Annotated in this window: 14 protein-coding genes; 8 read left to right on the top strand and 6 right to left on the bottom strand. The window is 42.5% G+C overall.

From position 1 onward, the window contains the following. The coding region (locus tag PN499_RS09310) for a helix-turn-helix domain-containing protein (protein ID WP_272031532.1) at positions 1-263 on the bottom strand (263 nt) is incomplete at its 3' end. Positions 264-1,038: 775 nt separating this feature from the next. Between PN499_RS09310 and PN499_RS09305 the strand changes: the two genes are divergently transcribed. The 7 genes from PN499_RS09305 to PN499_RS09275 all read left to right on the top strand — a co-directional run bounded on the left by PN499_RS09305 (position 1,039) and on the right by PN499_RS09275 (position 7,891). Next, entirely contained in the window at positions 1,039-3,255 is a 2,217-nt protein-coding gene (locus PN499_RS09305) for an N-6 DNA methylase (RefSeq protein WP_272031531.1), read from the top strand. A 21-nt stretch (positions 3,256-3,276) separates the two neighbouring features. Further along, entirely contained in the window at positions 3,277-4,554 is a 1,278-nt protein-coding gene (locus tag PN499_RS09300; RefSeq protein WP_272031529.1) for a restriction endonuclease subunit S, read from the top strand. Positions 4,555-4,569: 15 nt separating this feature from the next. Then, positions 4,570-4,779: a hypothetical protein gene (locus PN499_RS09295; protein WP_272031527.1), complete on the top strand. Its 210-nt coding sequence runs from the start codon at positions 4,570-4,572 to the stop codon at positions 4,777-4,779. Then, complete coding sequence (locus PN499_RS09290; RefSeq protein WP_272031526.1) at positions 4,776-5,042, top strand: type II toxin-antitoxin system RelE family toxin; 267 nt, start codon at positions 4,776-4,778, stop codon at positions 5,040-5,042. Before PN499_RS09295 ends, PN499_RS09290 begins: the two co-directional genes overlap by 4 nt. 532 nt (positions 5,043-5,574) lie before the next feature. Then, positions 5,575-6,279 (top strand): DUF1003 domain-containing protein, encoded by a 705-nt coding sequence (locus PN499_RS09285; RefSeq protein ID WP_272031525.1) that lies wholly within the window; start codon positions 5,575-5,577, stop codon positions 6,277-6,279. Positions 6,280-6,423: 144 nt separating this feature from the next. Continuing rightward, positions 6,424-7,149, top strand: a complete 726-nt coding sequence (locus PN499_RS09280; protein WP_272031524.1) for a cadmium resistance transporter — start codon at positions 6,424-6,426, stop codon at positions 7,147-7,149. Positions 7,150-7,264: 115 nt separating this feature from the next. Beyond that, positions 7,265-7,891 carry a hypothetical protein gene (locus tag PN499_RS09275; RefSeq protein ID WP_272031523.1) on the top strand — a complete coding sequence of 209 codons (627 nt, stop codon included), beginning with the start codon at positions 7,265-7,267 and terminating at the stop codon, positions 7,889-7,891. 114 nt (positions 7,892-8,005) lie between these two features. Here the strand turns inward: PN499_RS09275 and PN499_RS09270 are convergent, their stop codons facing one another. The 3 genes from PN499_RS09270 to PN499_RS09260 form a co-directional block, all read right to left on the bottom strand. Then, positions 8,006-8,860, bottom strand: a complete 855-nt coding sequence (locus PN499_RS09270) for a hypothetical protein (RefSeq protein ID WP_272031522.1) — start codon at positions 8,858-8,860, stop codon at positions 8,006-8,008. 17 nt (positions 8,861-8,877) lie between these two features. Beyond that, a complete protein-coding gene (locus PN499_RS09265) occupies positions 8,878-9,270 on the bottom strand; it encodes a DUF6335 family protein (RefSeq protein ID WP_272031520.1) in 393 nt (130 codons plus the stop codon). A gap of 425 nt (positions 9,271-9,695) precedes the next feature. After that, complete coding sequence (locus PN499_RS09260) at positions 9,696-9,902, bottom strand: hypothetical protein (RefSeq protein ID WP_272031518.1); 207 nt, start codon at positions 9,900-9,902, stop codon at positions 9,696-9,698. Positions 9,903-10,088: 186 nt separating this feature from the next. Here PN499_RS09260 and PN499_RS09255 point away from each other — a divergent pair, with 186 nt between their 5' ends. Continuing rightward, the gene (locus PN499_RS09255; RefSeq protein WP_272031516.1) at positions 10,089-10,502 is read left to right on the top strand and encodes a peptide chain release factor 1; all 414 of its coding nucleotides are present in this window, start codon (positions 10,089-10,091) and stop codon (positions 10,500-10,502) included. 162 nt (positions 10,503-10,664) lie between these two features. Here PN499_RS09255 and PN499_RS09250 read toward each other — a convergent pair whose 3' ends face one another. Beyond that, on the bottom strand, positions 10,665-12,014 hold the full coding sequence (locus tag PN499_RS09250) for a selenium-binding family protein (protein WP_272031515.1): 1,350 nt from the start codon (positions 12,012-12,014) through the stop codon (positions 10,665-10,667). Between the two features lie 100 nt (positions 12,015-12,114). Next, the gene (locus tag PN499_RS09245; protein ID WP_272031513.1) at positions 12,115-13,134 is read right to left on the bottom strand and encodes a sulfate/molybdate ABC transporter ATP-binding protein; all 1,020 of its coding nucleotides are present in this window, start codon (positions 13,132-13,134) and stop codon (positions 12,115-12,117) included. Between the last annotated feature and the right edge of the window lie 347 nt (positions 13,135-13,481).

Raw genomic sequence — 13,481 nt, 5'->3', positions numbered from 1 at the left:
TCACCACTATGGACTACTTTAACCAAATCTTTTTTGAGAATTGGTAGTTGTTGTTTTTGGTGGTAGTAATTTGGCTTCTCTCTGGGAGCGGCGATGCTCGTTATCAATGGACAAGCGTTGACAGCAGTGCGATTCTTTTCCCACCAATCAAATCTATCCCCTAGCTGGCGGTTATACCAATAACGGCAAATTCTGAGCCATTGGTTGAGGGTTAGCTTTTGATTGGTGTCGGGATAGAATTGGTACTGGTAGGTCGCCTTCATTGCGTTGCAGCCGATACGCATCAATTAGTGTTAATTTAACATAAAATAATTGAGCATTTTGAGAAAATATTTTGTTCGCCTCGTCATCCACCCGCCCACTGCTCAAAGCCATCCTTTGAGATTGTGAACAGGTGGAATCCTCATCTGACGAGCCTTCCATCCCACACCAACCGAAGCGGTATGGTGTGGGGATTCCCGTCTGTTTAGCTAAATTTTACCCTTGATAATTAGCCTGAGTGTGGAAGCCGCACTATTTTTTTGATAATTCCTCCAAGGAAAATTTATCCTCAAGAACCTCTGCGTATTGAGAGGGGAGAGTGTCAAGTTGTGTACATTCTCTTTTTCAAGCTGTGTGGCACGGCTCAGGATTGCCGCTTCCTTAACTCTATGGCTCCGTGACTCTGCCGTAATACCACTATCGCAATATTGAGTAGTTGGTCGTCAGTAATCATAAAATCTCTAACTCAAATATGTTCTATTTCAGTTTTTAAACTATTTTGTAGTAACAGTTAACAGAGCTGACTTAGAAACAAATTTAACTGAGAAACCAGATCGTAGCTGTTAGCTCGGTGCGATCGCGAACTACACTAACCCAGATCGATGACCTCCCGCTAATCTACAATCTGCTCATCTGCATCTGGGTTACACCAAGCTAGGCTAAGCAGTTATGGATGCGATCGCGACCACAGCATCAAGAAAATTTATCGGCAAGTTTCTATAATGGCGCTAAACTCTTATAACGGAGAAGCCCTTAGTATCGACCTGATAGCGCCTGATGAACCTAGCCCACATCCTCAAAGACTCAAATTACAAACTCTCACAGTTTACTGCGGCTGAAATTGAGCAATTAGAGCAGAAGATCACCCTCAAGGCAACCAAAAGCGGCGAAGTTCCCTACACGGTTTGTCTGGTGCGCCAGAAGGCGATTAAGCTTACGCCAGAAGAAGCAATCCGGCAGCTATATCTACAGGTTTTGACCGATCGCTTACATTATCCCCTGAGTCGTATTCAAGTGGAATATGGGGTGAACTTTGGGCGAGAGGTGAAACGGGCTGATATTGTGGTAATGGACAAAGACCGTCCAAATAGTGTCTATATGCTGGTGGAGCTAAAGAAGCCAAAGCTCAAGGATGGTAAAGATCAGTTGCGATCGTACTGTAATGCGACGGGTGCGCCGATTGCAGTTTGGACAAACGGCGATCAAATCTCTTACTATCAGCGCAAAGATCCCAATTATTTTGAAGATATTCCTGGTCTACCTAATGTCAATCAAACCCTAGCAGATATTCTTCAGATCAAGTTCACGCTAGAAGATTTGATCGCCAATGATAAGCTAGTAAAAGAGAATAAATCCCTCAAAACCTTAATTGAAGAAATGGAGGATGAGGTACTGGCAAATGCCGGAGTAGATGTGTTTGAGGAATTGTTTAAGTTAATTTTTACCAAGCTCTATGATGAATGGTATTCTGGGCAGGGCAACCGCCGTAAAACTCGCTCTCTGGAGTTTCGGAATACGGGACAGACAGAATCCGCCCTCAAGAGCAAAATTCAAGATTTATTTGATGGAGCAAAGAAAAAGTGGGAAGGGGTGTTTAGTGAAGGGGCTAAGATTAGTCTTACACCCTCTCATCTGTCTATTTGCGTGTCTTCATTGGAGAATGTAAAGCTGTTTAACTCCAATTTGGATGTAATTGATGAAGCCTTTGAGTATTTGATTAACCAAAGTAGTAAAGGCGAAAAAGGACAGTTTTTCACGCCGCGCTATGTGATTGATATGTGTGTGAAAATGCTCAATCCTCAAGAGGATGAGTACATGATTGATACGGCTGCGGGTTCGTCAGGCTTTCCCGTGCATACAATTTTCCATGTTTGGCGGCAGATTTTGGCAGATGAGGGATTAGAAGCAAGTCATTTGTTTTCCCTGGAAGATAAGCCGCCACGTTGCAAGGAATATGTGGAAGAAAAGGTGTTTGCCATTGACTTTGATGAAAAGGCGGTGCGGGTGGCGCGGACTCTAAACCTGATTGCTGGAGATGGACAAACAAATGTTTTGCACTTGAACACGCTGGACTATGAACTGTGGGATGAAGTTACCGATCAAGACGAGTGGGATGACATCTACAATACCGGATTTAAACGACTAAAAAAGCTGCGACCGAAAGGCAACAAAGACTATCGAGAATTTCAGTTTGATGTGTTGATGGCTAATCCGCCTTTTGCGGGAGATATCAAGGAAACGCGCATGATTGCCCGCTATGATTTGGCAAAAAAGGCTAACGGTAGATGGGAAACTAAAGTCGGGCGCGATATTTTGTTTATTGAGCGCAATCTGGACTTTTTGAAACCGGGGGGTAGAATGGCGATTGTTTTACCCCAGGGACGGTTTAATAATTCTTCTGATAAGAATATTCGAGATTTTATTGCGGAACGTTGCCGAATTTTGGCAGTGGTAGGGCTGCATGGCAATACGTTTAAGCCGCACACGGGAACTAAAACTTCGGTGTTGTTTGTCCAGAAGTGGAATGATGACCCGAAGGCTGGCGCATTGTGTCCTCGCAAGGATGATTACAATATCTTTTTTGCCACGATGCAGAAGTCTGGCAAGGATAATTCTGGAGATAATATTTATGTTAAAGATCCTAATAATCCGGGAGGATTTTTATTAGATGACAACCATCATTTAATTGTGTACCATGATTTGTTTAACCATGATGGTAAAACGGAAGATGGCATTGCGGAAGCATTTATTGAGTTTGCTAAAAAGGAGAATCTCAGTTTTTTTAATTTAAGCCCATCTGTGATACCGTTTGATGCTGTGAAGTATCAAAGCTTAATGGATGGGCTTGAAGCAGCAGAAGTTAAATTGAGCAACCTAGAATTTTCTGGGCGACTTGATTCAGAATATTATCGACCAGAATTCCTTGATTTTGAAACTAAGGTTTTATCGAATCATCACTGTGTACTTAAGGAAAAAGCAAGTTTTTTAATTTGACCATTTGGCTCTCAATTTATAGTGGAAAATTATGATGAAAAATCACTTTGCCGTTATGTCAGAGGTAGAGACGTAAAACCTTTTTTTGTGATGGATGACGAAAATGTAAATGTACCCGAATCAGATTATGAGCGTTTGTCCAAATACAAATTAAAGGAAAATGACTTATTGATCTCAGTGGTTGGCACTTTGGGAAACGTATCAATAGTGACTAAAGAAATTATACCAGCAATTTTTAGTTGCAAAAGTACCGTTGTTAGATCGAAAAGTGTCATTTTTTCTAAATATCTACTTGCCTATCTCAATTCTGATATCGGTAAGAAGCTTTTAGTAAGAAAGGCTAGAGGCGCAATTCAGACGGGATTAAACCTTGACGATCTGAAAACAGCTTTAGTTTATTTACCAAATTTGAGTTTTCAGGAATTGATAGCACACATTCTAGACTTGTCTAAAAGTAGTATTGATCAATCAAAAGAAATCCATCACCAAGCTGAGGAGTTGCTGTTGTCCGAACTTGGATTGAAGGACTGGCAACCCACCGAAGAAACCGTTGCTGTCAAAAGTTTTGCTGAGTCTTTCCTGTCTTCTGGTCGCCTTGACGCTGAGTATTACCAACCAAAATACGATCAGCTTTATGAATCTCTAGAAATTGCTTGTTTAGACAAAGGATGGGAATTGAGAAAACTTGCTAGTCTATCCTCGCTTTTTAAGTATGGAACATCTGAGCCGTTAGAATATATTGATGGAGGAGTACCTTTTCTGAGAATTGCTGATTTGCAAAAGTACAGATTTAATGAGAAAGATTTGAAATTCATTTCGCAAGAAGCAGCTAAACAGCAGAAATCTACTGTCAAAACAGGAGACGTTTTAATTTCTCGAAGTGGAACATTGGGACTTGCTATTGTAATCCCCGAATATTTGAACAATTCTGTTTACGGAAGTTATTTTATTCTAACCAGACCAGATCGAAGTTTGATAGAGCCAACTTATTTGGCTCTTTATCTCAATTCTTTAATTGGAAAATTGCAAACTGAACAAGCAAATACAGGAGCAATTCAAACTAATCTTACAATTCCTGTACTTGAATCTCTTTTAATAGTCTGCCCTCCTGTGGATGTTCAACAACGATTTGTTGATAAAGTCAATCAATCCTACGATGCAGAGGATAAATCTAAACAACTGCTAGAAATTGCTAAAATAGGAGTCGAAAAAGCAATAGAAACCGATGAAGCAACGGCAACTGATTGGATAAACCAGCAACTTGAAGCGCTAGGAATCAACCGATCAAACTCAAATTAATCACAAGGAGATACAATGTCTGAAATTACGCTAAACCCCGATCAACTCAAGGAAATTTTGAAAAGTGCCATCGTCGAACTGCTGCGTGAAAACCGAGAAGAAGTCTCTGAGTTCCTGACAGAAATTATCGAAGACGTTGCTATGGAAAGGGCGATGGCGGAAGGTGAAACGACTGAACTTGTCAGCCGTGAATCGATCTTTCAACTTCTGGAGCCGAAACTATGAACGTCGAGTTTAGAAAAAGCTTTGAAAAAGATATTGGCAAAATTCGTGATGGAGACTTGCTAGCGAGAATAAAAACCGTTATTGAAGAAGTTGAAAATGCTGAAAGCCTATTGGATGTCAACAATATTAAAAGACTCAAGGCGGATGGAAACTACTATCGCATTCGAGTTGGCGATTATCGAATTGGCTTTGCCGAAGACGAAGATACAATTACCTTTGTTCGCGTACTACATCGCAAGGAAATATATCGTTATTTCCCCTAATAACTATCACTTAAACTATATTAGAAATAATGAAAGCACTTAAAGTAATAGGAACAATTAATGAGCAAAAAGGGATAAATCACCAATTACAAATTAACAATTACAAAAAATTAAAGCTAAAAAATTAGCTCGTTTCTACGGCTATCCTGATTTTAAGTGAATCGCCTCCTAGCTTTTAACTGTTTCTTAGTAGAAACCACATCTCACCAGATTCTAAATTTTTACCTCTGCACGATTTATAAATTCAACTTTGACAATATTAGGACTTACCCACCCAACCAAAGAAACCGGGTTTTTTGACGAAAATACTTCGTTGTTACACATACAAGCTCAAAAACCCGGTTTCTAGGGCCATGAGCGTAAGTCCTGAATATAACATTTGCGTAAGTCTCCATAAATACAAGTGATTAATTTCATAAAAAAAAACATTTGCTCTTATGGGTGGAGACTGACTAAAGTAAGGTCATCAAAGAAAAACGCAAGCAAACATTAACAGTTAGCTTCAACTAGACATTCATCCGTGAGGTTTGCCATGAAATCCACTCAATCTGACAGTGTTAACAGAGAAATAAAAACCGTCAGCCATCCAATGTCGTTACAGCTTACGCCTCCAAAACCAGAGGAAAAAGCCTTAACTCGCGGGCAGCGTTTAGCAGACACTCTAGCAGCAAAAGTGGGTTCCTGGCCCTTCTTGATTGGACAGACAGTAATCCTCACTGGGTGGGTGGGCGCGAATTTGACACCGGGTCTTCCTCACTGGGATCAGCAGCCTTTTATCCTGCTTAACTTAGTATTTTCCTTTGCCTCTGCTTACACCGCACCGATTGTATTAATGAGTCAAAACCGCCAGTCGGATGCTGAACGCGAACAAAATCTCTACAATCACCAAGTTAATCTCAAAGCCGCTCACGATGTGGTGCTACTGCACGAAAAAATCGATCGATTAAGCAGCCACATTCCCGACTTGATGGAAAAGCTCAACCAGCAACAACAATCTGTTAATCCGGTTAAAGTTATGGTGATGCCAGCCCCCGTGAATGTAATTAGCGAAGAGCGTGAAGTAGCTAAATCGCCTACTTCAGTTCAAGTACGGAAACCTAATGTTTCGACACTACTTCCCCAAGTATCTAAATTGAACTTTGACTCATCAAAATATGCAGAATTGATGCCAGGTTTAGTTCAAACTCAAAAGCCATCAACACATTCAGTCTCCGGGTCAAACTATTTCAAACTCTGATAACCTGAGTTAATAATCAGTGAATGAAAGCGTGAGTTTAGCCACTCAGCTTAGTAACATTCTTCGACCAAAGAAACATCTCAACATTAATTAATCTTTGGCACTACTCCAGCCATCCCAGCATCGCAATCGAGGCAGTTAGACATGAACCACTTCATTACCGCTATTTCCACAGGTATTACAGCTTTTACCGCCACAAATTTAGATGATATTGTCATCTTGCTGCTGTTTTTCTCCCAAGTCAATGCTGCCTTCCGACGGCAACACATTGTTACGGGGCAATACCTTGGGTTCGCAGCACTGGTGCTGCTTAGTCTTCCTAGCTTCTTTGGCTGTATGATGGTGCCGCGCCCTTGGGTGGGGATGTTGGGGTTAGTACCAATCGCTATTGGAGTCAGCCGCCTGCTAAATCGAGATACAGAAGATGATGATGAAAATACAGCTACAGATTCGCCTCAATTCACTCTTTTTAGCAGTCTTTTATTGCCACAAACTTATAGCGTAGCTGCGGTGACATTTGCCAATGGAGGTGATAATGTAGGAATTTATGTCCCCCTGTTTGCCAACTGTACTTGGGATAGCCTGCTCGTGATTCTGAGCGTCTTTTTCTTGCTAGTTGGTGTTTGGTGTTATCTGGCTTATCAATTAACTCGCATGAGCGCGATCGCGACCCTACTTGTCCGCTACGGTAATTCCCTTGTTCCCTTCGTTTTAATGGGCCTGGGTACGCTGATCCTGCTCGATAGTCATACTCTAGAGAATCGCGGTTTAACGGTACTTACTTTAGCTATTAGTTGCTTGTGGCTGCTGATATTGCTTAAAGACAGTTATCAATCGTTAGAGACTGCACCTAAAGTTGAAAATCTTTAGGTAAACTAGGGTTCAAGTTTCCTCTATTTTGCTGAAGTTAGACAATGATTTCTAAGTCTAAATAGAGGGTTTTTCAAGGAACAAAATCTGATATTTTACACAAAGGAGAATGAAAATGATGAAGTTTTTTAAGGTGATGGTGCTAGTTTTAGTGCTCTTAGTAAACTTGGCTATAGCTCAGCCTTCTTGGGCCGGCAAGGATTTCACAAAAGGTGCTGACTATGCGGAAGTAACACAGGCATTGACTCAACTCTTGTCAGCTCAAAGCGATCCTTCTGTTGCGGGTTATACGCCTGAAGAGTACCAACGACGGTTGGCAGAATTGCAACAGCAGAAGTACGTAATTGAAACTGCTACAAAGCGGGCTCAATGCCGTAATGAAACGGGACAAACGCTAGCAGTTTATGCTAATAAGCCGAAGAAATCGCCGACACAGCTTTATTTCCTGGGAGCTGGTGAGATTACAGATGATGATTGGGACTGCGATGGTATTTATTTACCAGCAGGGACTCAAGCTACTTTAGGCCCGGCTGCTGAGGTTCTTTCTGTGACTGAACCAGTTGCTATTAAGGTTGTAGATGGTACGCAGCTAGTTGCTAAAACGAGTGCAGCAACGGGTGGAATTGAGTTGAATGTTACTCCTGCTAAAGTTTTTAAAGCGGGTGAGACAACTTGGGCGCTACCCTCGTTTTCTCAGGCGGAGATTAACGCACAAGTTCCTACGCCACAACTGATTGATTAATGCTTTTTTAGGGCTTACACAAAAGTATCTATAACGCCGCCCTCTGGAAGGTATTTTTAACCGCCCAGAGGCGGCGTTACGTCGGAAGTGTGTAAGTCTTGAAATTTCTAAAATCTATAATCCTGATTCCTGAATTGCTAAATTTAAATCCTCAATTAACCCCAAATAATCAGCCCAATAGTTAAGATAATCAAAGTCTAAAGATACTCCTTGCACTTTCAAAATTCCCAATACATCCCGCCATTGTTTCTCAGACTTACTAAGCTTTCCCCATCGCAATTTGTTGAGAATTAAATCTTCTGGTGATGCTAGGTAAACTTCTGTACCTTCGGGAATTTCATATTGTTGCCTTCTCTCAAACTTGATGCGGTCAAATTCATCGTTTCCGGTTATCATTAAATCAGCACGAGCAATACTTTCTATATGGGTAACTTGTAAAGTTTGCATTCGTCCAGAAATTACATCTTCTAATCCGGGAACATAAAATCCAATTCGCTCTAATTCATTTGCTAACAAGCTAATATCTTTTAATTCGATCGAAATTACTATATCCAAATCTTGAGTAGTACGGGGTTCTCCGAAGGCGATCGCAGCCACACCACCAGTGATATAATAAGGAATATCAAGAGATTCAAAGATAGGGTGCAATTGAGCAGCCAAGGCGATAGAATCTTGCACCCAAGTCATTTTATTTCCCTGTGGAATGTAATCAGAAGGATAGTGTTCTTGTAACCAGGCAAAGGCAAGTTTTCGGGCAAACTCTTGATGAGATAAATTGGGGAAGCGTTTATAAAAACAGTTGATGGAAAACTGGCGTGCACTGCGATTTAATGCTTTTCCCATCGCTAAGCGTTGTTGAGGCGATCGCTGTCTGAGTAGCCAGAATTGAAAGGCATCTACTTCCGGGGAAGTATCTTCTGCCTGCGATCGATAGCCCGGTTTGAGAATGAATTTGGGTATGGCTAGCATATAGCGATCGCTTCGGTTTACTCCCGCCGTTCCTGGTAATCTTCAGAAGAGGTGGGATCTAATTCCCATCTGCGATCGTCGCGTTCGTTCAAAATATCTGTTGTCCGTAAATCTTCGCCCTCTTCCATTTCCAATCCGACAGCAGTTCCTAATTCGTCAACAATATTCTGGTCTGGAGTTGCAGTTGTTCCCCCCACAGCCTCGTCGCCAACCATAGCCTCGGCTTGAGAGGATGCAGCATCAACATCGCCCCCTGTTAGTTCGAGATTGGCTGTGTACTCATCTCGATGATCCCGCATTGGCCGCCCGTCAATATTCAGCCCTACTTCCTCGCGAATGCCAGTTCCGTAGGATTCGGTAATTTTTTGGGACAAATCGCTAGAATCTTGTTTGTCGGCTTTTTTTACCATGATAATCCCTTTTTGATTGTTGTTAATATCTTAATCTCTATTGGGTGAAACCAACTACTACCCAACGAAAGGAATTTATTTTTGTCCCCCTATCGTTAGGAATAGAAAATTACATGGCTCCCAACACCTATAGTTATACCAATTCTCCAAAGTTATGCAACAGTAAAAAGGCAGGAGGCAGGAGGCAGCTCGGATTAAGTTTACTGAACAATGCAGATTCTATCAATCATTTGGAGAATTGGTATTAAGTCAAGGTGAAATGAATATTTTTAATCAATGAAACCATTAATTTTATTGTATTTTTATTCTTCCTTACCCTTGCCTGAAAGCAAGTTTTTATGCTATAGTTTCAAAGTAATTTAGCGATCGCACTTATAATACTAATCGCGATCGCTCCCTTACAGTCAAGAGCGATCGCACCTTTACTACTCTGGAAAATCAGGAATCACCCATTTAGGGGGTTCCATTCGCTTCTTCCTTACCGCTTCCTCAGCCATCTCCAGCATTTTATCTAGAGAAGTGTTTTCTATGAAACTTGACGTTGCTGCCGCGTATTCCCGCTTCGGGCATTCATCGCCCAAAATGCAGCCGTTGACGCACTCTACAGCACAATTTACTGTATTTTCCACCATATCCTCTATCCTTCGATGCTGCCGACAATTCGCAGGCGGATGCTCTCAGATCCATTGCTGAGAAACTGCCTACTATATGTATTTTACTTTACGAATTGCCATAGATGCAGCTCAAGGGGTATAGCAAGAGCGATCGCGATCGCCGAGCTGTAATACAATCAAAGCAACCCACCTTTTCTCTGCACTATGAGTAATCCTCTAGGCCGTTTAAAAAACTTACCCTGGCAAGAACTCCTTCAAATTGCCGCCCTCACGAATGCGATCGTTATCGTACTAGAGTTATTCTTAGGGTGGGGTTTTACCCAATCTCCCATCGTTCGCAACATCCTCAAACTACTCTACAGCTCTTCCTTGGGGGTATTAATCCCTGTCGCTACAGCAGTGGGGATGGGCGCACTAGCAGTGTACCTCTTCGAGCAACGGCAGCAACAATTTCTCCTTAACAGTTCTAGTTTATGGGCTTTAGTTGTGTGTTTACTTCTAGGTTTGGCTTTAAAGTCCCTATTGCCAGTACCTGCTTTTCTAGTTGATTTATCCGAAACTACACTAATAGGAATTGTACTGGGAGTGTTTTGGAAAGGGCGACCTTACTGGCGATGAAATGCCAATTGCGAGTTAAGCTTTTCTACATTTAATTTACATACAGTACTTTGCGTGAGTAAGAGGTACATTAACAATAGTAAGCAGAATAATTGAGGTTTAATATTAAGAATTCTTCTCCCCTCTCCTTGCAGGAGAGGGGTTTAGGTCGCGACTAAACTCCTAAAGCCAAATATCTGAGGTGCAATCTCCACCGGGATAACGCATCTCGTGGGCGCGGGCGGGGCCTGCTGGTTCTTGGCTAAAATCAATGTAGAAATTCTCATTGATATTTAAGCCGCCCTTCTCTGTGTCGCAGTCAACTTGTAACAGGTAAGATCCACTTTGTGCTAAGTCGGGGTAAAACTGATTATCCCAACTACTAAATAGGGAATTTGTCACATAAAGCCGCTTGCCGTCCAAACTTAACTGAAGCATTTGCGGTCCGCCTGTCAGTTTATGACCTTCAACTTCGCCTGCTTTTCCTAACAAGCCACCGCACCAAACTTGACCAGTTAGTTTAGGATTTTCCGGGTCGCTGATGTCGTATTGGCGGATATCTCCGTGCAGCCAATTGGAAAAATAAACATATCGATCGTCCATTGAAATCAGAATGTCAGTGATTAGAGAAGGTACGGGAATTGGCCAACCTTCTAGCTCAACAGAGGGAATATCAATGACTTTTTCAATTGCCCAGTTACCGTTAGATTGATGCCAGTGCCAAACGTTACTACTTAGTGCAGCTCCGACATATCCGTGAGTGCTATCTGGGTTGTGGTGAAAACGCACTTCTAGGGGAATTAATCCTTCTTCGCCCAAGTTAAAACTCTGGATGATTTCGTGATTTTTCCAGTCCCAGAAGTGTACTTGGCTGCCGTATTTCCCTGCGGTTACGTCGTTGAGGTCAAATCCAGCGTAAAAGGTGTTGGGGGCTGCCCATTCGCTACTGACCATGACGTTATGGCGTGGCTGATACCAGAAGTCATAGTTGTAGCGCATTCCGTCGGCTTTTTGTTCCCAGCGTCCGGTAATCTCGAATTTGTCGTCGAGCAGCAAAAAGCCTCCTGGCCCGTTGCCTTCGCGATCGCCTAGCATGGAAATCATGATGCTGTCAGCTAGACAGTGGACGGTGTGGGGGGCGCTGAGGTTGGTTTTGGCTTTGATTTCTTCTGGTTCGATGACTTTGTGGAGTTTTGGCGATCGCGCATCTTCTGTATCCACAATATAAATGCGGCTGGAGCGGATACCGGGAATGACGCTAAAACGCCTGGATTTGCTAGCGTCGCCGTGACATGAGCTGCAAGCGTTCCAGCCAAAGTGGTGCAGTTCATCTCCAATGTAAGGCATGGGCAAGCGGTGGATCACCTGCGAGTAGGTTGGGGAATTGGGGTCAACGTCTATTGTTGCTAAATAATCTGGTTCTTCAATTCCGGTTCCTGTGTAGAGCGCGATCGTGTAAAGCAGTTTTTCACGTTCTGATGCGATCGCTTCTTGGGGTGAAGCATAACCGGGGCCACAACAAGCATGAGTCATAGTCCACCTCTAAAAAAAATTAAAAATTGAAAATTAGAAAAGCTAAGTTTTAATTTTAGGACTTACGCACTGGCAAAGTTCGTAAGTCCTATTAATTTTATCACCTAACTGGTAACTCAACGGGAAAGGCTTTGGCTTGTCGAGGCTTGACATAAACTTGCTGATCGACCTCGATATTTAGCTCTTTAAAGCGATCGCGGTCTAAATAAGCAGTAACTATTTCCCGGTCATCGACAATTAACTCGATTTGAATTTCCCAACCCAAATAGACGATACGATTAATTTTTGCAGGTGCAAAGGATGCTTCAGGTTCGGTTTGAATTAAAACATCATGGGGTCGTAAATAAATTTGAGGTGAGGGAGCTTCCAACCTCTGCCGCGCAAAAATTTCGGCGCTACTGGGAAGGACGTTTACAGGGCCAATAAAGCTCATCACAAAGGCTGTTGCTGGAGAGTCATAAATCTGAGCTGGAGAGCCGACTTGTTCGACTCTGCCTTTGTTCATTACGACAATTTCATCGGCGACTTCCATCGCTTCTTCTTGGTCGTGGGTAACAAAAACTGTGGTGACGTTAACTTCGTGGTGTAACCGCCGCAACCAGTCGCGCAATTCTTTGCGAACTTTGGCATCTAGAGCTCCGAAGGGTTCGTCTAGCAAAAGCACCTGTGGTTCTACTGCTAAGGCTCTGGCTAAGGCTACGCGCTGTCTTTGACCTCCCGAAAGTTGGGAAGGATAGCGATCGCCTAATCCACTGAGTTGTACTAAGTCTAAAAGTTCTTCTACTCGCTTGCGGGTTCTTGCTTTAGGAGATTTGCGAATGTCCATACCAAAGCCAATATTATCACGAATTGTCAAGTGTTTGAATAAAGCATAATGCTGAAAAACAAAGCCGATTTGACGATCTTGTACTGACTGATAAGTTGCATCTCTACCTGTAATCCAAATTTTGCCGGTGTCTGGCGGTTCTAACCCGGCAATCAGCCGCAATAATGTCGATTTTCCTGACCCTGATGGCCCTAGTAGTGCTACTAAAGAGCCTGTTTTAATTTCTAGGTTCACTTGGCTTAGTGCCTCAAAAGAACCAAAGTGTTTTGATACGTCTTCAACTAAAATTCCCATAGATTCCCTGCCTCAATAAACTTTATAGGTTGTGTTTTTTTTGCGTTGTCAAAGGGAGTGCGATCGGGAATCATTTTTCCTACTCCCGTTACTCGCTTAAGTGACTGTGCTGATGTCGATATTATACTAACTCCTGTATCCTGGGCGATGTATCGTTGTTTACAATTCTTTAAGATTTGGTGAGTATAGTAACCGCCAAGGCGCTTAGGGGCTAGGGCGTGTTTTCAAACTCGTTGTATCCTAGAAAATAGGTAAAAATAGGCGATCGCAAGCAGTTAATGCTCATGAACCGAGGAGACTTAAGCAACGAACAGTGGGAGATGTTAAAACCGCTACTTCCCCCAGTC

The organism is Kamptonema animale CS-326, from assembly GCF_028330895.1.
GTDB classification, from domain to species: domain Bacteria; phylum Cyanobacteriota; class Cyanobacteriia; order Cyanobacteriales; family Microcoleaceae; genus Kamptonema; species Kamptonema formosum.
This window is presented reverse-complemented; position numbering and strand designations above follow the sequence as displayed.

Coding starts and splice junctions, on each gene's coding strand:
- PN499_RS09305 (WP_272031531.1), top strand. CDS start 1,039: ATGAACCTAGCCCACATCCTCAAAGACTCAAATTACAAACTCTCACAG.
- PN499_RS09295 (WP_272031527.1), top strand. CDS start 4,570: ATGTCTGAAATTACGCTAAACCCCGATCAACTCAAGGAAATTTTGAAA.
- PN499_RS09290 (WP_272031526.1), top strand. CDS start 4,776: ATGAACGTCGAGTTTAGAAAAAGCTTTGAAAAAGATATTGGCAAAATT.
- PN499_RS09285 (WP_272031525.1), top strand. CDS start 5,575: ATGAAATCCACTCAATCTGACAGTGTTAACAGAGAAATAAAAACCGTC.
- PN499_RS09280 (WP_272031524.1), top strand. CDS start 6,424: ATGAACCACTTCATTACCGCTATTTCCACAGGTATTACAGCTTTTACC.
- PN499_RS09275 (WP_272031523.1), top strand. CDS start 7,265: ATGATGAAGTTTTTTAAGGTGATGGTGCTAGTTTTAGTGCTCTTAGTA.
- PN499_RS09270 (WP_272031522.1), bottom strand. CDS start 8,860: ATGCTAGCCATACCCAAATTCATTCTCAAACCGGGCTATCGATCGCAG.
- PN499_RS09265 (WP_272031520.1), bottom strand. CDS start 9,270: ATGGTAAAAAAAGCCGACAAACAAGATTCTAGCGATTTGTCCCAAAAA.
- PN499_RS09260 (WP_272031518.1), bottom strand. CDS start 9,902: ATGGTGGAAAATACAGTAAATTGTGCTGTAGAGTGCGTCAACGGCTGC.
- PN499_RS09255 (WP_272031516.1), top strand. CDS start 10,089: ATGAGTAATCCTCTAGGCCGTTTAAAAAACTTACCCTGGCAAGAACTC.
- PN499_RS09250 (WP_272031515.1), bottom strand. CDS start 12,014: ATGACTCATGCTTGTTGTGGCCCCGGTTATGCTTCACCCCAAGAAGCG.
- PN499_RS09245 (WP_272031513.1), bottom strand. CDS start 13,134: ATGGGAATTTTAGTTGAAGACGTATCAAAACACTTTGGTTCTTTTGAG.